Annotated in this window: 15 protein-coding genes; 6 read left to right on the forward strand and 9 right to left on the reverse strand. The window is 71.5% G+C overall.

The window, feature by feature from the left end:
* Window positions 1-112: 112 nt before the first annotated feature.
* From ACFW2Y_RS26335 to ACFW2Y_RS26345, 3 genes are all read right to left on the reverse strand, one after another.
* A complete protein-coding gene (locus ACFW2Y_RS26335) occupies window positions 113-811 on the reverse strand; it encodes a D-Ala-D-Ala carboxypeptidase family metallohydrolase (protein ID WP_384884032.1) in 699 nt (232 codons plus the stop codon).
* Window positions 812-1,154: 343 nt separating this feature from the next.
* On the reverse strand, window positions 1,155-2,360 hold the full coding sequence (locus tag ACFW2Y_RS26340) for an aromatic amino acid transaminase (RefSeq protein ID WP_384884035.1): 1,206 nt from the start codon (window positions 2,358-2,360) through the stop codon (window positions 1,155-1,157).
* Window positions 2,353-3,372 carry a DMT family transporter gene (locus ACFW2Y_RS26345; RefSeq protein WP_384884038.1) on the reverse strand — a complete coding sequence of 340 codons (1,020 nt, stop codon included), beginning with the start codon at window positions 3,370-3,372 and terminating at the stop codon, window positions 2,353-2,355. The genes ACFW2Y_RS26340 and ACFW2Y_RS26345 overlap by 8 nt, the downstream gene beginning before the upstream one ends.
* Window positions 3,373-3,541: 169 nt before the next feature.
* Here ACFW2Y_RS26345 and ACFW2Y_RS26350 point away from each other — a divergent pair, with 169 nt between their 5' ends.
* The 4 genes from ACFW2Y_RS26350 (at window position 3,542) to ACFW2Y_RS26365 (ending at window position 8,058) form a co-directional block, all read left to right on the forward strand.
* Window positions 3,542-4,036 carry an Lrp/AsnC family transcriptional regulator gene (locus ACFW2Y_RS26350; protein ID WP_384884041.1) on the forward strand — a complete coding sequence of 165 codons (495 nt, stop codon included), beginning with the start codon at window positions 3,542-3,544 and terminating at the stop codon, window positions 4,034-4,036.
* 120 nt (window positions 4,037-4,156) lie between these two features.
* A complete protein-coding gene (locus ACFW2Y_RS26355; RefSeq protein WP_384884044.1) occupies window positions 4,157-5,566 on the forward strand; it encodes a DNRLRE domain-containing protein in 1,410 nt (469 codons plus the stop codon).
* 105 nt (window positions 5,567-5,671) lie between these two features.
* Window positions 5,672-7,036 (forward strand): MFS transporter, encoded by a 1,365-nt coding sequence (locus ACFW2Y_RS26360; protein WP_384884047.1) that lies wholly within the window; start codon window positions 5,672-5,674, stop codon window positions 7,034-7,036.
* Window positions 7,033-8,058 carry a hypothetical protein gene (locus tag ACFW2Y_RS26365; RefSeq protein WP_384884050.1) on the forward strand — a complete coding sequence of 342 codons (1,026 nt, stop codon included), beginning with the start codon at window positions 7,033-7,035 and terminating at the stop codon, window positions 8,056-8,058. Before ACFW2Y_RS26360 ends, ACFW2Y_RS26365 begins: the two co-directional genes overlap by 4 nt.
* A gap of 316 nt (window positions 8,059-8,374) precedes the next feature.
* On the opposite strand, the gene ACFW2Y_RS26370 is transcribed toward ACFW2Y_RS26365, so the two are convergent.
* From ACFW2Y_RS26370 to ACFW2Y_RS26380, 3 genes are all read right to left on the reverse strand, one after another.
* The gene (locus tag ACFW2Y_RS26370; RefSeq protein WP_384884072.1) at window positions 8,375-9,217 is read right to left on the reverse strand and encodes a DUF429 domain-containing protein; all 843 of its coding nucleotides are present in this window, start codon (window positions 9,215-9,217) and stop codon (window positions 8,375-8,377) included.
* Window positions 9,218-9,585: 368 nt separating this feature from the next.
* The gene (locus ACFW2Y_RS26375; protein ID WP_384884052.1) at window positions 9,586-10,806 is read right to left on the reverse strand and encodes a damage-control phosphatase ARMT1 family protein; all 1,221 of its coding nucleotides are present in this window, start codon (window positions 10,804-10,806) and stop codon (window positions 9,586-9,588) included.
* 462 nt (window positions 10,807-11,268) lie between these two features.
* Window positions 11,269-13,722, reverse strand: a complete 2,454-nt coding sequence (locus tag ACFW2Y_RS26380; protein WP_384884058.1) for an endonuclease/exonuclease/phosphatase family protein — start codon at window positions 13,720-13,722, stop codon at window positions 11,269-11,271.
* Between the two features lie 375 nt (window positions 13,723-14,097).
* On the opposite strand from ACFW2Y_RS26380, the gene ACFW2Y_RS26385 reads away from it, so the two are divergent.
* On the forward strand, window positions 14,098-14,364 hold the full coding sequence (locus ACFW2Y_RS26385; RefSeq protein WP_384884060.1) for a GlsB/YeaQ/YmgE family stress response membrane protein: 267 nt from the start codon (window positions 14,098-14,100) through the stop codon (window positions 14,362-14,364).
* A 240-nt stretch (window positions 14,365-14,604) separates the two neighbouring features.
* Here ACFW2Y_RS26385 and ACFW2Y_RS26390 read toward each other — a convergent pair whose 3' ends face one another.
* The gene (locus ACFW2Y_RS26390; RefSeq protein WP_384884063.1) at window positions 14,605-14,913 is read right to left on the reverse strand and encodes a hypothetical protein; all 309 of its coding nucleotides are present in this window, start codon (window positions 14,911-14,913) and stop codon (window positions 14,605-14,607) included.
* Window positions 14,910-15,632 carry an HNH endonuclease family protein gene (locus ACFW2Y_RS26395; protein ID WP_384884066.1) on the reverse strand — a complete coding sequence of 241 codons (723 nt, stop codon included), beginning with the start codon at window positions 15,630-15,632 and terminating at the stop codon, window positions 14,910-14,912. The genes ACFW2Y_RS26390 and ACFW2Y_RS26395 overlap by 4 nt, the downstream gene beginning before the upstream one ends.
* 770 nt (window positions 15,633-16,402) lie before the next feature.
* Here ACFW2Y_RS26395 and ACFW2Y_RS26400 point away from each other — a divergent pair.
* Window positions 16,403-17,155 carry a transposase family protein gene (locus ACFW2Y_RS26400; RefSeq protein ID WP_384884075.1) on the forward strand — a complete coding sequence of 251 codons (753 nt, stop codon included), beginning with the start codon at window positions 16,403-16,405 and terminating at the stop codon, window positions 17,153-17,155.
* Window positions 17,156-17,261: 106 nt separating this feature from the next.
* On the opposite strand, the gene ACFW2Y_RS26405 is transcribed toward ACFW2Y_RS26400, so the two are convergent.
* Window positions 17,262-18,548: peptidase C39 family protein (locus ACFW2Y_RS26405; RefSeq protein WP_384884069.1), on the reverse strand; the 1,287-nt coding region annotated here is incomplete at its 5' end.

Here is an 18,548-nt window from a genome sequence, read left to right on the forward strand (position 1 = left end):
GTCCAGACGACGGGCGCGACGCGGCTGACGGCAAGGACCGTCTGACACGGGCGGCACATGGAGAAGGGCCCCGTACGCCGGTTCGGACGGACCGGCGTACGGGGCCCGTGTGTCAGATGCCGCAGTTCGGCGCCGACCAGAAGTGGCTGGGGCCCTGGTTGACGTGGACGTGGTCGCCGTGGTCCGGGTAGCCGGGGCCGAGGATGCCGTTGAAGCCGTGGTTGCGGGCCTGGCGGGCCAGCGTGCACAGCGAGTGTGGCCCGGCACCGAGGTCGGCGGCATCGCCGTACAGGTGCCGGCTCGACGTGGCCCCGCCGACGGCGTCGTTGCAGGCCCGGCTGCGGAAGCCGCTGGTGACCGTGATGGATCGGTCCCCCAGTGCGTGGCGGAGGGCCTCCAACTTCCACATGGTGCGCAGCGCGTTGGCCTTGGCCGTGGCCGCGCTCACGGCGCCGCCCTCCCAGGTGGAGTTGCAGCGGTTGAGCTCGGCGTAGGAGAAGTGGGCAGGCGTGCAGTCGTCGTCCTGGAGGGCGTAGATCTTGCTGAAGGTCGCGGGGCCCGCGATGCCGTCGGCGGCCAGCCCGTAGGCGGACTGGAAGCGCTTGACGGCCGCGGCGGTGGCGGGGCCGTAGGAGCCGTCGATGTCGAGCACGCCGCCGTAGCCGGGATAGCCGGCGACACGGATCTGCAGGGTCTTCACATCGGCACCGGAGGCGCCTTGCGAGAGGGTGCGCGACCAGGTGTAGCAACTGTCCGCGCGGGCGGTGCCGGCGGTCGCCATCACCCCCAGTACCACGGATGACAAGAGCATGACAAATGAGAGGAATAGGCGTACGGACCGGGACTGGGCGGTGGATCCGGGCATCGAACCTCCATCACCGAACGGGCCGGGACGGCCCTCGGAACGGGGCCGCCCCCGAAGGTTGACCGCTCGGGTCGACGCGCGTCAACCATGCGTGAACGGGCTTCATTCGTCGGCCCGTTGAAACCCGCGCCGCATTCGCCCCGTGGCCGCATCGGCGACGGAGCGCACGACCCGTTCGACATCGGACCGTGCCGCGCGCGCCCGGACCTGCGCAGCGCGGGCCGCCACACGGGGGCCGCACGGCCGTCGGCCGGACGCCGAACGGGCCGCACGGCCGTCGAACCGCGGATCAGCAGACCTCCGCGGCGCTCGGCGCCCGCAGCGCCTCGGCGATGCCCTGGGCGAGGAACGGGATCCGGTGGGCGGGAACTCCCGCGATGTTGATGCGACCCGCGGTCGTACCGTAGATGCCGGACCGGCGGCGCATCCGGAGCATCGCCTCGGGGGTCAGGGGCAGCATCGAGAACATGCCCTTCTGCCGGGCGAGGGTCCGTGCCTGCTCCTCGTGACCGAGCGCCCCCAGATGGGCGACCAGGTCGGCCCGGTTGGAGGTGATGCGGTGGCGCATCACGTCGAGTTCCGCGCGCCAGGCGGTGCGCAGGCGCTCGTCCTCCAGCACGGTGGCGACCACGGCGGCCCCGTGGTCCGGCGGCATCGAGTAGAGGGTGCGCGCGGCGTTCTGCAGGGCGGTCTCGACGTGCCGGAGCGCCCGCGCCGAGGGGCCGAGGACGACGGCACACCCGGTGCGGTCGCTGTAGAGGCCGAAGTTCTTGGAGCAGCTGACGGCGATCAGCACCTCGGGGAGCCGTTCGGCCAGTATCCGGGTCGGGCGCAGATCGGCGTCGAGACCGTCGCCGAGGCCGTGGTAGGCGAGGTCGACGAAGGGGACCCAGCCGTTCGTCGCGGCGAGTCCGGCCAGTTCCTCCCAGGCCTCGAAGGAGGGATCGACTCCGGTGGGGTTGTGGCAGCAGCCCTGCAGCAGGACGACGTCGCCGGGGCCCGCCCCGCGGAGGTCGTCCAGCATTCCCGCGCCGTCCGGCCGTCCGGCGGGGTCGAGCCACCGGTACGGGCGCACGGTGAGGCCCGCACCCTCGAGGATGGGACGGTGGTTGACGTAGGCGGGGTCGCTGATCCACACCGTGGTGCCGGGGCGGGTCTGCCGCACCAGGTCGGCGAGGAGGCGCAGGGCTCCGGTGCCGGCCACGGTCTGGACGGCCGTCGCACGCGTGGTGAGGGACCCGTCGCCGAGGACGGTGTCGAGCATGGCCCGGTTGAAGGCGGCGTTGCCGGACAGGCCGCGGTACTCCTTGGAGCCGGAACGTTCCGCCAGGAGCATCTCGGCCTCCTTCACCGCGGCCATGACGGGGGTGACCCCGGTGTGGTCGCGGTAGACGCCGAGGACCAGGTTGAGGCGCTCGGGGCGGGGGTCGGCGGCGTATTCGGCCGTGAGGTCCCACAGCGGGTCGACGGGCGGGGCGGGGAGCAGCTCAAGCATCGGCGGACACCTTGGTCTGGGAACGTCGGTTGGCGAGGGCGACACCGAGGGTGATGAGGGGGACACCGATCACCACCGGCAGGGTCGGCGACTCGCCGAGGAGGGGAACGGCGAGCAGCACGACGGCGACGGGGCTGAGGCTTCCGACGACGGAGCAGCGTTCCGGCCCGAGCCGACGAATGGCGAACGCGTACAGCAGCCCGGCGCACAGGCCGACCCCGAGTCCCTGGACGACGAGGAAGAGCGCGATGTCCGCGCCGGCCGCGTGGGCGAGACCGGTGGGCAGGACCCCGGTGAGGGCCAGGAGCGCGATGACCACGAAGGAGGGCAGGCAGAGCAGCCCGATGGACCCCACGGGGTCGAGGTCCACCTCCCGCAGCCCCACGGTGTAGAAGGCCCAGAGGCCGCTGGCGACCAGCAGCGTTCCCGTGCCGAGCAGGACGTCCGCGTCGAGGGCGGCGGTGTAGCGCCACACCAGGGCCACGACGCCGGCCACGATGAGGACGAGGCCGGTCGCCTGCGTCCCGCGCGGAAGTCTCTTGCCGCCCGCGACCATGAGGGCCGAGACGAAGAGCGGGACCATGCCGGGGACGATCGCCCCGACGAACGCGGCGGAGGTCAGGGAGCCGCCGTACATGGCGGCGAGGAAGAACGGGACTCCGGCACCACAGACGATCTTGGCTGCGGGTGCGGGGCGGACCGCGAGCAGCCTGCGCCTACGACGCCACAGGGCGGGCGCGAGAACCACGAGGGGCACCCCGAACCGCAACAGCGCGGCGTCGGCCGGCAACAGCGTGGAGGTGCTCAGGGCGCGGGCGCTGAGCGCGAAAGCGGCCCAGACCGACACGGTGAGCGCCAGGGCGACCATGCCCACGGCCTGCGGGGAGAGCCCTCGGAGCGGACCGGTCCCGGGCGCACGGGATGCGGGTTCCCCGTCGTGCCCCGTCGTGGGAGGGACGGGCGCGTTCGGCGTCCCCGCCGTACCCACCCCCACCGATTGCGTTGCGGCCACCGCCCCGTTCCTCCTGCTCGACGTCGTACGAAAACCATCAGGGCGAACCGATGTGCGGTTTTGCCCCAGGAAGCAAGGCTAGGTCTTCGGCCGGGGCAGATGATTGCCAGTTCTGCCCTCCAGGCATAGCCTGGGGGCAGAATCTGCCAAGAAGAGCCGGAGAGAGCCCATGGACGCCGTGGATTTCCAGATCGTCCACGAGTTGCAGGCCGACGGACGCCTGTCGAACCAGGACCTCGCCGACCGGATCAGGCTCTCCCCCTCCCCCTGCCTCCGCCGGGTGCGCCGCCTGGAGGAATCGGGACTGATCAGCGGCTACACGGCCACCGTCGACCAGGTCTCCTTCGGCCTGCCGATCACCGTTTTCGTACGCATCCGCCTGGAGCGTCACACGGCCGAGGCGGTCGGCGTGTTCGAGCAGCACGTCGGGCTCATCGACCACATCCAGGACTGCTACCTGATGGCCGGCAGCAGCGACTACCTGCTCCGGGTCGTCATCGAGAGCCTGGAGGCGTACGAGGTCTTCGTCCGCACCCGGATCCACGCGATCCCGGGCATCGCCTCGATCGAGTCCAGCTTCGCCTTCGGCAGCGTGAAGCAGTCGAGGGTCTATCCGCGCCCGGGCGCCCCGTCCGGCTCGCGGTCGGGTGGCGCCGCCGGCTGAGACGGGCCCTCACCCCGCGGTTCATCCAACCGCCACCCCGTCAACTCCACCGCAACACCCGGCATCTTCACGCGGGGCCTAGCTTCCGATCGCCCTCGTCCTGCGATCGAAAGGTTTGGCATGCCCAGTCGGAAGGTCACCATGGTGACCCTCGTCGGCACCCTCGCCACCGGCACCCTGGCCGCCACGGCGCTGACCGGCCTCGCACCCACCGCCTCCGCCGCCGACACCACGTTCACCGCAACCGCGGACACCTACGTCAGCAGCCAGAACCCCAGCACGAACTACGGCTCCTCGCAGCAACTCGGCGTGGACAAGAGCCCGATCAAGCAGATGCTGCTGCGCTTCGACGTCTCCGGCATCACCCAGCCGGTGACCGGCGCGAAGCTCCGGATCCACGTCGACGACGTGTCCGGCGCGGAGAGCAGCAACGGCGGCACGTTCCGCGCGATGTCCACCACCACGTGGTCCGAGACGTCCGTCACCTACGACAACCGGCCCTCCATCGACGGCGCCACGCTCGGCACCCTCGGCTCGGTCGCCCGCAACACCTGGTACGAGGTGGACGTGTCCTCGTACGTCACGGGCAACGGCACCTTCTCCATCGGCGTCACCTCGTCGAGCAGCAACGGGGCCGACTACGACGCACGCGAGACCAGCGCCACCGCCCCGCAGTTGGTGATCGAGACGGGCGGCACTCCGACCCCGACGCCGAGCACCTCCACCACCAGCACCCCGCCGAGCGGCGACCCGGTGCTCGTCGGCGCGGGCGACATCGCCACCTCGGGCTCCGGGGACACCGCGACCGCGAACCTGCTCGACGGCATATCCGGCACGGTCTTCACCACCGGCGACAACGCCTACCCCGACGGCACCGCCTCGGACTTCTCGAACTACTACGCGCCCACCTGGGGACGCCACAAGGACCGCACCCGGCCGGCGCCGGGCAACCACGATTACCACACCTCCGGCGCATCCGCGTACTACAACTACTTCGGCGCCAACGCCGGTCCGTCCGGACGGGGTTACTACTCCTACGACCTCGGCAACTGGCACGTGGTCTCGCTGAACTCCGAGACCTCCATGGCCGTCGGGTCGGCCCAGGAGCAGTGGCTCCGCGCCGACCTCGCCGCCAGCAACAAGCCCTGCACCGTGGCGTACTGGCACAAGCCGCGCTGGACCTCCAGCTCCAGCCACGGCCCGGACGCCTCGACGGGGCCGCTGGTCCAGGCGCTGTACGACTACGACGCCGAGGTCATCCTGACCGGCCACAACCACCAGTACGAGCGCTTCGCCCCGCAGAACCCCAGCGGCCAGCTGGACACCGCGCGCGGTCTGCGGCAGTTCGTCGCCGGCATGGGCGGCGCGAGTCTCTACGGCTTCGGCACCATCCAGCCCAACAGCGAGGCCCGCAACAACAACACCTTCGGCGTCCTGAAGCTGACCCTGCACGCGAACAGCTACGACTGGGAGTTCGTGCCGCAGGCGGGCAAGACGTACAACGACAGCGGCACGGGCACCTGCCACTGATCCCGTCCGCCCGCCCCGGACGCCGTTCGCACCGCCCGGCACGCACCGCGGGCGGTGTGGACGGCGTCCGACACCCGCCCCCCTTCACCCGGAGGTCGTCACCCCGTGTACCTCTCCACGATCGGCAGGACGGAACTGTCGACCGACCCCCCGGCGCCCGGTCGGCGCGACCGCTGGAAGGTGGTCGGGGGAAACGTCCTCGCGCTCGGCACCGTCAGCCTGATCACCGACGTCTCCGCCGAGATGGTCACCGCCGTGCTGCCGCTGTACCTCGTCCTCGGACTGCAGCTCAGCCCGGTCGCGTACGGCGCCCTCGACGGCCTCAACACCGGGGCGACGGCCCTGCTCAGGGTCGTCGGCGGTTACGTGGCCGACCGGGTCAGCCGGCGCAAGGCGGTCGCCGGAGCGGGATACGGCCTGTCGGCCCTCGCCAAGCTCGGCCTGGTGGCGGTGGGCAACTCCGTGACGTCGCTCAGTCTCGTCCTGACCGCGGACCGGGCGGGCAAGGGCCTGCGCACGGCTCCGCGCGACGCCCTCATCAGCCTCTCCGCCCCCGAGCACGCACTGGGCCGGGCCTTCGGGGTGCACCGTGCCATGGACGGCTTCGGCGCCTTCGTCGGCCCCCTCGCGGCCCTCGCCGTGCTCACGGCGGCCGGCCAGTCCTTCGAGGCGGTCTTCCTCACCAGCTTCTGCGTGGCGGCGCTGGGCGTGCTGGTCCTCTTCCTCTTCGTCCGGGACCACAGGGAGGCCCGACCACCGGCGGGCACCGTCTCGCTGCGCGCAGTGGGCCGGCTGTCGCGCACGACCCCGGTGCGACGCCTGGTCTGTGCCGCCGCCCTCCTGGGCCTGGCCACGGTCGGCGACGGCTTCGTCTACCTGCTGCTGCAGCGGCGCGCGTCCCTGTCCATCGGCTGGTTCCCCCTGCTCGCCGTCGGCACCGGCCTCTCCTACCTCCTCCTGGCCGCCCCGCTCGGTGCACTGGCCGACCGGATCGGCCGCCTGCCGGTGATGCTCGGCGGCTACGCCGTCCTGGCCCTGGTCTACCTCCTGCTGCACGGCCCGCTGGACGGCCCCGCGCTCCTCGTCACGGTCCTCGCCCTCTACGGCCTGTTCTACGCCTCCACCGAAGGCGTCCTGATGGCCCTCGCGGGACCCGTGCTGCCGGAGCGCCTGCGCACCACGGGCATCGCCCTGGTGCAGAGCGGCCAGGCCCTGGCGTACCTCGGCTCTTCCGTCCTCTTCGGTCTGGCGTGGCAGACCTGGGGCGCGGCAGCGGCGAGCCGGGCCGCCGCGGTGGCGGTGGTCGTCGTGGGGGTGGCGACGGCCTTCCTCCTCGCTCCCCTGTCCCGCCGTGCCGCCCCGCCCCCCGAGGACTCCCCCGCTGCCGACGACCGCCCGACCCCACTGGGCTCCCCCGCCGCTTCCACGGATTCCCGGTCCCCGGACGAAAGGCCCGACTCCCCCTCATGAAGGCCATGAACGCCCCCGCCCGACACGTGAAGATCCTGGTCACCCTGCTCGCCACCGTACTGCTGGCGGCCCTTGCCGCCACCGTCGTCGTACGCGCCCGGCAGAACGCGGCGCCCGGCTCCGGCGCGGAGGACGGCGATCCGGTGGCCGCCGCTGCCGCCCCGGCAGCGGTCGGCCGCCCGGGCGCGCAGCTCAGGGCGCTGAGCAACGGGCTGCTGTCCACGGTGTCGCTCGCCGATCCGGCCGGCCCTCGCACCGTCACGTCGATGCGCTGCGACCGGGCGTACACGGCGGGTGGCACCACTGCCTGTCTGACACCGGCCGAAGCCCTCAGCGGGCCGAAGCTCCTGGTCCTCGACGAACACCTGGAGACCCGGCGCACCGTTCCGCTGACCGGCCTGCCCAACCGCACCCGGGTCTCGGCCGACGGCCGCATGGTCGCCTGGACGCTGTTCGTGGGCGGGGACTCCTATGCCGGTGGCGGCTTCTCGACCCGGACCGGAATCCTGGACACGCGCACGGGCCGGGTCATCGCCTCCCTGGAGGACTTCGCGGTGTTCCGGGAAGGACGCCGCTACCGCGCCGCGGACATCAACGTCTGGGGCGTGACCTTCGCCGCCGACGACAACCGCTTCTACGCCACGCTGTCGAGCGCCGGGACCCGGTCCCTGGTGGAGGGGGACGTCGCGGCCGGGACCCTGCGCACCCTGGCCGACAACGTCGAGTGTCCGTCGCTGTCCCCCGACGGCCGGAGGATCGCCTTCAAGGAGGCGGTCGACGCCGACCCCGCCAAGGGCTGGCGGGTGTCCGTCCTCGACCTGGCGACCCTCCGACGCACTCGGCTTGCGGAAACGCGCAGCGTGGACGACCAGGCGGCTTGGCTCGACGGGACCACCGTCGCGTACGCCCTCCAGCGCCCGGACGGCACCAACGACGTGTGGACGGTCCCCGCCGACGGCTCGGGCGAGCCCCGCCTCCTGGTGCCCGGAGCCGCCTCTCCCGCCGTCCTGCCGGCGGACTGAGGGGAGAAGGGGCTTTGGTCCGTGGGGGTTTCGCCCCCACGGGCCCTCCTCGGTCCATGAACCCGGCCGCACGGCCTTCGGCGGTCTGTGCGTCGTCCTTCGCCCTCGGCTCCATCACGCATCATCGGTCCGTGACTCCCCTCGACCGTGTCAGCCACGGCCCGGACGGCCGCCCCGACCGGGCCTTCCCCTGCTGTCGCCGTGACCCGTTGGGGTGCACCTCGGGGCGGCCGCGTCCGGCTCGGTCGCCTTCACCACGGCGAGCCCTTCGAAGTGGCAGGCCATGAGCCTCCCCCTGTCGGAGGGGCGAGGAGGGTCAGGGCGCCACTCCGTTCCGCACCGCGACGAGCGGAAGGTCCCGTCGGGGGAGGTGCATCCACCCCTCGACCGCAGCCATGGCGCGCTCCTCGTCGGTACTGGGCAAATGGGTCATTCCGCATGCTGCGGCCCGTGCGACGACCGCCGATGCCAAGGCGTCCAGGTCGTGGTCGCTGCGCGTGCACCGGTCGCGCACGGATGCGCTGACGTCCAGGTCCAAGCCTTCGGCGAGGCGGGCCAGGATCCCCGCCCGCGCGGTGAACGCGGCAGGTTTGGAGCCCTTGTAGCTGCCCTTGCTCGCGATTCCCCACTGCATCAGTGCGAACGCCGGGTAGACCTCGACGACGGAGCCGGAGCCGTCTCGGGGGATGGCGGGGGCCGCACCGGCCAGACGCTCCAGGAGAGCCACCGCGCGCATGGCGACGATGCCCAACTTGTCGGCGGCGACCGAGAGGGGGCGCTGCTTCCCCGCTCCGGTGCGCTTCCACGCCACGTCGTCGGTCAGACGATGAGTGAACCTACTCAACCCGGCGCGACCGTCGGAGTGCGGCACGTAGCGGGACCGTGCGGGCAGTTCCGTACCGGTCCGGTGGGCGGCGAGCAGGGCCATGAACGCCACCGGCCAGCCGACGGGCGAATCCAGGCCGGTCTTGTCGGCGGTCCGCATCGCCGCCAGCAGGTCCTCGTCGTTTCTGCCGTCGAGGATTTCGACGACCGGTTCCTCGGTCCACGTGACGCGGCAGACCCCGGTCGTTCCGGAGTAACCCGCCAGGTCGATGCCGACCGTCACCATGGGCGGTGGGTCCACCACGGCAGCCTCTGCCCGCTCGCCCGCAGTCATGTCCTGCACCCGCCTCCTGGGCACCGTCGTCACCGGCTGCGCCGTCCGCCTCGGAGCCCGGGCCCACGGCCTGATCCACGAGCCCGGCCGTCCGTGGCTCGACGACGTTCCGGCCGTGCACGACGTGAGCCTTGCCACCGACGTCGGCGTCTCCCCCGTTCGGATGGAGAGCTCCTCGCCCAGTCTACGGATTCCCGCACGCCCACCGGCCCTCCTCACTGCCCTGCCGGGGTGGCCCCCGCCGCCTGGCGACCGGGCGGACTGCTCCGACATCCGCGGGCCGCGCCAACGCCCCGGTGGCGAGGGACATGCCGGGCAGGCGCCCTTGCGCAGGTCGAGCGACACCGGGTGAGCCCGCTCTCCCGGGTCTACGGGCGCACTTGGATCAGCGCGTGCGTGCCGCTCGTACGCCACGCGGCCCCGGATCGTTCGAGGGCGTCCAGCGTTTCCTGCTCCAGGCCGACGATAACGTCGCACTTCAGGGTCCGGAGCGCCGCGACGGGCCCGGGGAAGTGGGTCGTGCGCTCGGCAAAGGGCGTGGTCGGGTGCCACAGCCGGTCGCCCACCAGGCGGCGGTAGTTGAGGTCGCCCTTCAGGAGGGTGAGTTCGGCATCCGCGAGCTCCTTCCGCAGGTCCTCGGGCATCTCCTCGTACGGCAGCGGAGCACAGAAGAACGGATGGGTGCGGACCTCCAGGCTTCCCGCGGCCATGGCCTTCCAGAGTCGGCCGCCGATCCGGCCGGCTTCGCCGGGTGCCTCGACGAGGCGGCGCAGGCAGTCGACCACGTCCGCGGTCATCGCGTCGGAGACGTAGTACGGGGAGGGCTTGACGTGCAGTACGACCCGCTCGGCGTGCCCGTGTGCGAGGAGGTGGTCGATGAGGACGAGGTCGGGAATCAGCTCGCGTCCCGCGTTGTCGGCGACCACGGCGACGGTGCCCGAGGCGCCGGCGGGCAGGAGCTGCCACAGTGTGGCGCTGTCGTCGGCGACCAGGGCCGAGACCGCGGCGTCAGCCACTGCCGACTTCCCCGCCGTGATGCTGAAGCCGAGGTCCGCGCGGTTGCCCCAGAGCGAGGCGTGCAGGAGGGCCGTGGCCCGCTCCTCGGCCGGGACGCTCGCGAGCGCGTCGAGGGCGTGCAGTTCCCCGTCCACCGCGTCGCCGCGCAGTTCGGCCCGTTTGAACGGCGCGAAGGGATCGACCCCCTGCCACGGTCCGGTACCGAAGTACCCGACCGCCCCCAGGAGCCTGCGGTAGAAGTAGCTCTCCGCCCACAGGAACGGGGCGTCGTACCACGAGCGCCCGAAGTGCTCCTGTCCCCAGGCCGCCCAGTGCTCGTGGTCGTGGTCCGCGGGGGCGAGCGGCCGGACGACGCCGTGGGTGATCTCGTCCAGCAGGGCGCCGAGGGCTTCACGCTGGCGGCGACCGTACGGGAAGGCGTCCTGCACCCGCCGGATGAGGGCGGGGTGGCGCCCGGCCAGCACACCCCGGGCGAACGAGCCGGGCTCGTTGCCCAGGACGACCGGAGCGTCCACTGTGCCGGCCTCGCGGACGGCTCCTTCGCCCGAAGAACGGGAGGTCTTCTCCGTCATGGTGTCCAGGCCCTTCGCACGTCGCTCACGTGGCCATGATCCCCGGGGACGTGCTCGCTGTCAGTCCGGCCCGTCTTCCGGCGGCAGGCCCGCCCCCGGCCCGGCCCCACGTCGAGACGTTCCGCTCCACCGACCGCACGTGAAGGACCCGCACGTGCGATCGGCCCCCTTTCGAGGGCCCGGGGCCTTGCAGAGGAGTCGTGGCCGGGGAAGACCTGTGCGATCGGACACGACGGATCCACGGCGGACCCGCCGCCCCCCTTCCGGCCCTGCCGTTCGCGTCGTGCCGCTCGGTTCCCGACACGATGTTCTCCACGGGGAGGGCACCGCTCGTCACGCGGCGCCCTCCTTCGCGAGCGTGCAGGTCACGGGCTCGGACCGGGTGGGACCAGCCGGCGCCCAGACCAGGTGCGGGCGCACTTTGGCCGGGCTCGGCCCCGTCTCACGGGCGAAGTCCGCGCTTCACCGCCTTCCGGACCTCTTCACGTCGATCCGGACGATCTGGGGATCGTGGTCACTGGCCTGGTCCGCGAATTCGGCGTTGATGTGCACGACGTCGTAGGAGTACGCGGTGACGGCCGGGCTGACCAGGATGTGGTCCAGGGTCTGGGCGTTGCCGTCGTAGACGTAGGTGTAGCGCTCGGCGGCGGGCAGGGTGGTGATCAGCGGGGTGAGCACCTCGCCACCGCCGGTGAGGACGTCCGTCGTCCGGGAGAACTCGAAGTCGTTGAGGTCGCCCAGGACGACCACCTGGGCCCTCGCGTCGGCGGCGAGCAACTCGTCGACGAAGGCGTTGACCTCGGCCGCCTGCTGGTGGCGCTTGGTCTCGGAGCTGCGCGTGGGCTCCTGGTAGCGACCGTGCAGCGGCTGGTCTCCGCCCTTGGAACCGAAGTGGTTGGCGATCACGAAGACCCGCTCGCCGTGGAAGGTGAACTCGCCCACCAGCGGCTTGCGGCTGCTCTCCCATGCCGGGCTGGTCGGGTTGATCCGGCCGGGCGAGTACGTGAGCCGTGCGCCCTTCTTCGTGCTGACGACCGATGTCGCGGTCGTCGCGTCACCGCCCGGTCGGTCGGTGAAGCCGACCCTCTTCGGGTTGTACAGGTAGGCGAGGCGGATGTTGCCGCCGGGCTGGCCGCCGTCCTCGTTGTTCTCGGGCGCGATGTAGCGCCAGGAGTAGCGCGGGCCACCGGCGGCGACGATCGCGTCGGCGAACCGGGCCAGCGTGGCCTCGGCGGTGACGGTGCCGTCGTTCACCGGCCCGTTGTCGTCCTGGATCTCCTCCAGGGCGACGACGTCGGGAGAGGCGAGGTTGACGGCGACGCCCTCGGCGAGCCGGTCGAACTTCTCCTGCGGGTCGAGGGCGTCCAGGTTCTCCACGTTGTACGTGGCGACCGCGAGCTCCTTGCCCTTCTGCTTCCTGGTCACCTCCCGCTCCAGGCCCCCGTCCAGGAGGCCGCCGAGCCGGGTGGCCTGGAGGGTGTAGCCACCGTAGGACGCGTAGTCGAGCGGACCGGCGGTGGTGCCGCTCAGCACGCCGCCGACGTTCGCGCCGGGCACGGCGACGGCCGGATCGAGCGACATGACCTTGATCCGGCCCGTGTTGGGCCGGTCGTACGAACCGTAGACGGTGCCGCCGCGCGGGGCCGGGTTCTCAGCCGGCTTCGCCGTCACCCACACTTCCCCGTAGGAGGTGGTGGCGCCGACCACGCGTGCGTCGACGACCTCCGCCAGCATGCCCTCCAGGGACTCGTAGAAGTCGAGGGCGTACTTCTGCGGCTCCAGACCGAGCGCGTCGATGCTGCCGCCGCCCGCGCTGGGCGCGTAGCCGTCGGGGATGCTGCCGGCGTCCAGGCGCACCGCCGACGGCAGGGGGTTGCCGGTGGAAAGGACCTTGGTGGTGGGCGCGGTGAGCTCGGTGACCGACTGGGAGGCGCTGTTCGGGTAGTACTCGGTGACCTTGCCGCTGACCAGGACCTCGTCGCCGACCGCCACGGTGGGCGTGACCGTTCCCGTGTAGACGAAGACGCCTTCGCTCGTGCGGGGATCCCCGTCGGGGGTGGGGTCCTGGACCCAGTAGCCCTTGGAACCCGCGACGCGCACCCCGGTGACGACGCCCGGGACCGCGGTGACGGTCTGCCCGGAGAGCGGCGACACCCGGGTGGTTCCCTGGATGTCGTGGATGCGAACGGCGCCGGGCTGCGTCGGGTCCCCGCCGTCCCCGTCCCCGTCACCGTCCCCGTCGCCGGAGCCGGGGCCCTCGCCGGCCGAGTTGACCGGTGTGGGAGCACCGGGGGCCAGGTCCACGGCGTTGTCGTCGGTGTCGGCGAGGTTCGCCGCCCGGGCGACGGAGGCGGTGTTCGACGAGCCCGCCACCGGGCCGCTGCCTTCCCGTACGACCGCGGTGCCGTAGCCCACGAGGTCGACTATTCGGCCGTCGGCAGCACAGTCCACAGCGGTCTTGCAGGTCAACGGGTCGGTGCCGTCGACCAGAGCGACCGTTCCCTTGGTGGCGCTCATGGCGATCGAGCCGGTCACGTCGGGGGTGGGCAGAGCCGTCGTACCGCCGCTGCCCTCGGCCTCGGCGACCAGGAAACGGCCACCGGGGGCGATCGAGCCGCTGAGCGCGGTGACGCCCCACTTCGAGGAGGCGGACGGGGAGCCGGGCAGATACTGCACGCTGTACCCCGCCAAGTCATAGGCAGTGGTGCCCGCGTTGCCGAGTTCGATGAAGTCCCGGGTGAGCGTCGCACCGGAGTTGCCTCCGCCGCCGTACACCTCGGCGATCAGCGCTTCGGTCGACGGCGCCGCGAAGGCGGCGGGAAGCGCGCTCAGGACGAACGCCCCGGCGACACCGGTCGCTATGAGGGGATAGGCGGCACGACGCCACCGGGGTCTGCCGTCTGTGGTCTTGGACACGCTGGATGTCTCCTTGTGCGTGCACGCACCGTGTGCGGTGGCGCGTGGAGCAGTGGGCAATGGGAAGTCGGCTCAAGTTACGCGCGTAGAGGGAGGGGCGCCAAGGGGCTGTGCGTTAATTCCGGGGAACGGATTGGGTGCTGGGCGCCGCGGACGAGGCCCCTCCGGGGTTGCCCGCATGCCGGCCGAACCATCCGTCGGCAGTCGTCGGTCTCGTCAGCGATCGGCTCGGCTCCCCGCTCCGACGATCCGACGGAAGCGCAACCACCCATGGCCGATTCGCGTCATTCCCGCTGTGTACGGTCGCGCAACCGCGCCGCGCATGGTCGCCGTGACCGAATTGAGTCCGACACGACAGGAAAAGAGGACTACGACGTGGGTGTCATCAGCTGGATCATCCTTGGGCTCGTGGCCGGAGCCATCGCCAAACTCCTGCTTCCCGGTCGGGATCCGGGCGGCCTGATCATCACCACCCTCATCGGAGTCGCCGGCGCCTTCGTCGGCGGTTGGCTGTCCGCGCGCTTCCTGGACCGGCCGGTGGCCAACGAGTTCTTCGACCTGGCCACATGGGGCGCGGCCATCGGCGGTTCCTTCATCCTGCTCGTCGGTTACCGGCTCCTGTTCGGCAACTCGCGCAGCTGAAGCCCGAAGGGACGATCGTCGGCGGAGCGAGCTGCCCGGGCACTTCGCCAGCGTCCCGCCGTTGGAGCGGGGTGCGCGGCAGCCCGCCGCTCCCCCGCACACGAACGACGGACACGACTGCGGCCGGCGACGCGCCCGAAAGGCCTCCCGGCTCAACCGGCGCCCCGGGGGAGCCGCTCCCGGACTTCTGCGCCGGCAGGTGCCGCAGGAGGTACTCGTCACCGGGCGACGGCGCGGCGACTACGCCGGCGCCTCCCCGCTTCCGCCGGGTACGCGGGCTCCGCCGCCCGCACGGACCCGGTCGAGAACGGCAGCGTGCAGGTGCGCGATTCCACCGGACGGCACGGGCACGGGGCCGCCGGTCAGGGCGTACCACTCATCGGCGTCCTTGTACTGGACCAGGACGACGGCCCGCCCGTCCGCGAGGGCGTCGGTCGCCACGGTGAGCTCACCGGTGATGACGCCGACCTCGTCGGTCATGGCGCCGCCGGGGCCCGTCTTGACGTCGTCCAGGTAGGCGTCCGGGCCGGGGGTGCGCGTGTGGTTCATGAGGAGCAAGTGTCCAGCATCTGACCCAGCATGTCCTTCTCCGACGCGGTCACCGACAGCTCGTACGTGGCCTTCACCGAGGTCCAGGCCCGGCCGTACGTACACCAGTAGGACTTGGACGGCGGCTGCCACTCGTCAGGGCCCTGGTCGCCCTTGGAGCGGTTGGAGGCGGCCGAGACGGCAAGGAGCTGCGGGTGGGTCAGGTCGTTGGCGAACTCCTTGCGCTTCTCCTGTGTCCACTTGTTCGCCCCGGACCGCCAGGCGTTGGCCAACGGCACGGTGTGGTCGATGTCCAGGTCCGCCGCGTCCTTGAACGTCAGGTCGTCGTAGACGCTCGTCCAGGTTCCGGACACCGCACGGCACTCGGCGTCCCGCTGGACGTTCGCGCCGTCGCGGTTCAGCACCGTCTCACGGGTGTTGCACCTCTCTCCTTGAGAGGCCCAGTGCGGGAAGCGGTCACGGCTGTAGCCGGACATCGAACCATGGGCAGCGACCTTCAGCCCCGCGAGCTGCGTACGCGCCTGCTCGACGGTCGGCACTCCGGGCAGCGTCCCGTCCGCCACCGGACCGCCGCCGGCCGTGCCGCTGCGTGTCGGGGACGGCTTCGCGTCACCGCCGCCGGGGGACTTGGCACCGCCCTCCGCCGAGCACCCGGCTACCGAAAGCAGGATCGCCGCGACCACCGAACTCGTCCTGCGCAGTTGCTTCTGACGTGCCATGACCTGATGCATTCCCTTCGAACGGACGTGTACGCACGGCAGCGTATCCGTTCGATCTCGACGTGCCGGCCGCCGTCCCCCGGGTGTCCGTGCGCGCCCGGAGCAGGCCGAGCGGCTGCGGCACGTGCCGCTGCCCCTGCGTGGGCTCGACGGGCCAGAAGGCGTAGCAGACCCCGCACGTGCCGCTTCTGAGCTTGCCGTTCGCGTCGTGGCCCCGGGAGCGGGGCCGGATGCTCTCAGACTGGCGCTGACTTCCGTCGGCATCCGTTCCGGTCCGTTCGGGTGCGTCGCGCTCGAACCCACGACGCTCCTCCCTCCTCTTCCCGCGCAAGCCGGCCGACAAGGCAGAGAACTGTCAGTTTCCGCGCCGCGAGGGGCAGGAACGGCCGGAAAGCACCCCAGACGGCTGGGATGTCCGAGGGCCCGGAGCCTCGTACAGAATCGTTTGCGAGCACCGATCGGTCGTTCGACAGCCGGACGATCCGGCACGTCCGACGGTTCGGTGCCACGCCACCAGAGAGAGCCACGAGTGACCGGAAGACTCCACTGACCACTACAGCGTTTCGTCGAGCAACGATCCGATTCGCCCACATGAATGAGCCTTTTCCAAGCTGGCCGCGCTGACCACGAGTTGGATGGTCCTGCGTAACGGCGAGGCTCCTGGCAGATGGGTTCTCGACCAAGATCCCCCGTGTCCGCCAGGAGCTTCGTGTGCTTGTCCACCCTTCCCCAGGCTCTCGACTTCGCTCGAGCAGGGGAGACCCCATTCGATCGATCTGTCCACTCGCGCCCTGCGGTTCCTGACCGGGCAACTGACAGCCAGGCGGAGGGAGATCGGCACGCGGTGGCGGCGGCGCCCTGCGGCGCGACAGGCTCTGCTGGCCCTGGCCCACGTGCGGTGCGGTGCGGTGCGGTGCGGTGACACCTACGCACAGCTCGCGGCCGGTTTCGGCATCGGGATGTCGACCGTCTTCCGCTACATACGCGAGGCCGTCGACATCCTGGCCGCCCTCGCCCCGTCCCTGGCCGAGGCGATGAAGGCGATCCGGGCGAAGGCGTTCGTGCTCCTGGACGGCACCCTGCTGCCGATCGACCGGATCGCCGCCGGCACCCCGTACCACTCCGGGAAACACAAGCGCCACGGCATGAACGTCCAGGTCCTCACCGACCCGTTCGGACGACTGCTCTGGGCCTCGCCCGCGCTGCCCGGCTCCACTCACGACCTCACCGCCGCGCGACAGCACGGGATCGTCGAAGCCCTCGCTGAAGCGGGACTCACATGCTGGGCCGACAAGGCGTACCAAGGCGCCGGCGGAACCGTCCGAGTCCCGTTTCGGGGCCGCCGTCTCAAGCAGTGGAAGCGCCGTCACCACACCACCCACGCCAAGATCCGCTGCCTCGGCGAGCAGGCCATGGCCACCCTCAAGAGCTGGCGACTCCCGCGGAAACTCCGCTGCAGCACCAACCGCATCACCGACGTGGTGAAGGCCGTCCTCGTCCTTCACCACCACGCGTCAGCCTGAGGTTGGAAAGAGCTCAAGGTCACGGTGGACCGGTACGGCCACCTCACGCAGGACGGCCAGGAGCGCTGCCGTCAGGTCGTCGAGACGACCGTCGGGCCGCACATGCTCACACCAGGCCGAGTGCCTGCAGCGCGCGGTGCTGACTTGGTGCTGACCTGACCGGCCAGAAGATGTAGCAAACACCGCCCGTACCGCTCCTGACCTTGCCGTTCGCGTCGTAGCGCTTGGTCCGCAGCCAGATGTTCTCCCACTCGCGCCGCGGATAGACCCGGCGGACCGCCTCGTTGCCGGGTGAGGCGGGGTCGTTGGCGATGACGTCGCCGTCCGGAGTGAATCCGATGACGGTCATCAGATGGCCGGCGGTTCCGTATCCGGCCCCGGTCAGTTCCTCCTCGCGAAAGGACTGGGAGGTGACGGCGGGAATGCCGACCTCCACCAGCGCCTCCAGCTCGGTGAGCGAACGGAGTCGGGTGACGGCAGCGCTCAGGCCCGGGTAGGTCGCCGCATAGGCGGCGTTGAAGGGCCAGTTGCCGCAGCCCCGGTACTGGTGGTCGTAGGTGGAGCGGGCGGCGTGGCAGACCTGCGGATCGGCGAAGGACGGATCCACCCAGGCCAGTTGTTCGGCCGAGGGCCGACGTCCCCAGTACTCGACGATCATCTGCGCGGAGGTCGGGCTGCACCAGGCTTCACCGCCGCCGTCGTACTCGGGGTACTGGCCCACATGGGTGTTCTGGGAATAGCGCGGCACGACCAGCTCGCGTGCGAGGGCGGGTTCGGAGGCGGGAACGACGAAGCGGTCGGGAACGTCCGAGGCCATGGCTCCGAGCCGCCACGCCGTCGGGGTGAGCTTGCTCCCCGGTGCGCGGTGGAGGGTCAGCCGCAGGCGGTAGGAGCAGAGCCTCAGTCCGCTCGCCGCGTCGTCGATGGCGAGGGTGTCGGTCCACACGGTGCTCCTGCCGTCGGTCTGGCCGTCGACCGAAGTGCGCCGGACGTCGCCGTCGCCGGAGGCCCAGCGGCCGAGCACGTACCAGGGGGTGTCCGTGCCGTCGGAGTACGAGCCGGACAGCTCGACCTGGAGCCAGGTGCCGGGCGGCGTGTCGGCGTTCCAGGAGGCGATGACCTCGGTGGCGGGCACGGTCGGGACGTGGACGGGCGAGGTCCATTCGGCGTATTCCCAGGTCGAGGTCCGACCGGTGTGCGGGTCGGTGTACTCGCGGCTCCCGACGGGCGCGGCGAGGATCAGTCCGGGGCGGCGACCGGCCGTGGCCTCCGTGCCGTTCGAGGCCCCGCACCGCCAGTCCGTGTACGAGGACCAGAAGCGGTTGTCGACGGTCCCGGCGGCGGGGGCGTCGTGCCCGGTGATCGAGGCGTCGGGTTCGGTGGTCGGGTCGGC

The organism is Streptomyces sp. NPDC058877 (genome assembly GCF_042742855.1).
Taxonomy (GTDB): Bacteria; Actinomycetota; Actinomycetes; order Streptomycetales; family Streptomycetaceae; genus Streptomyces.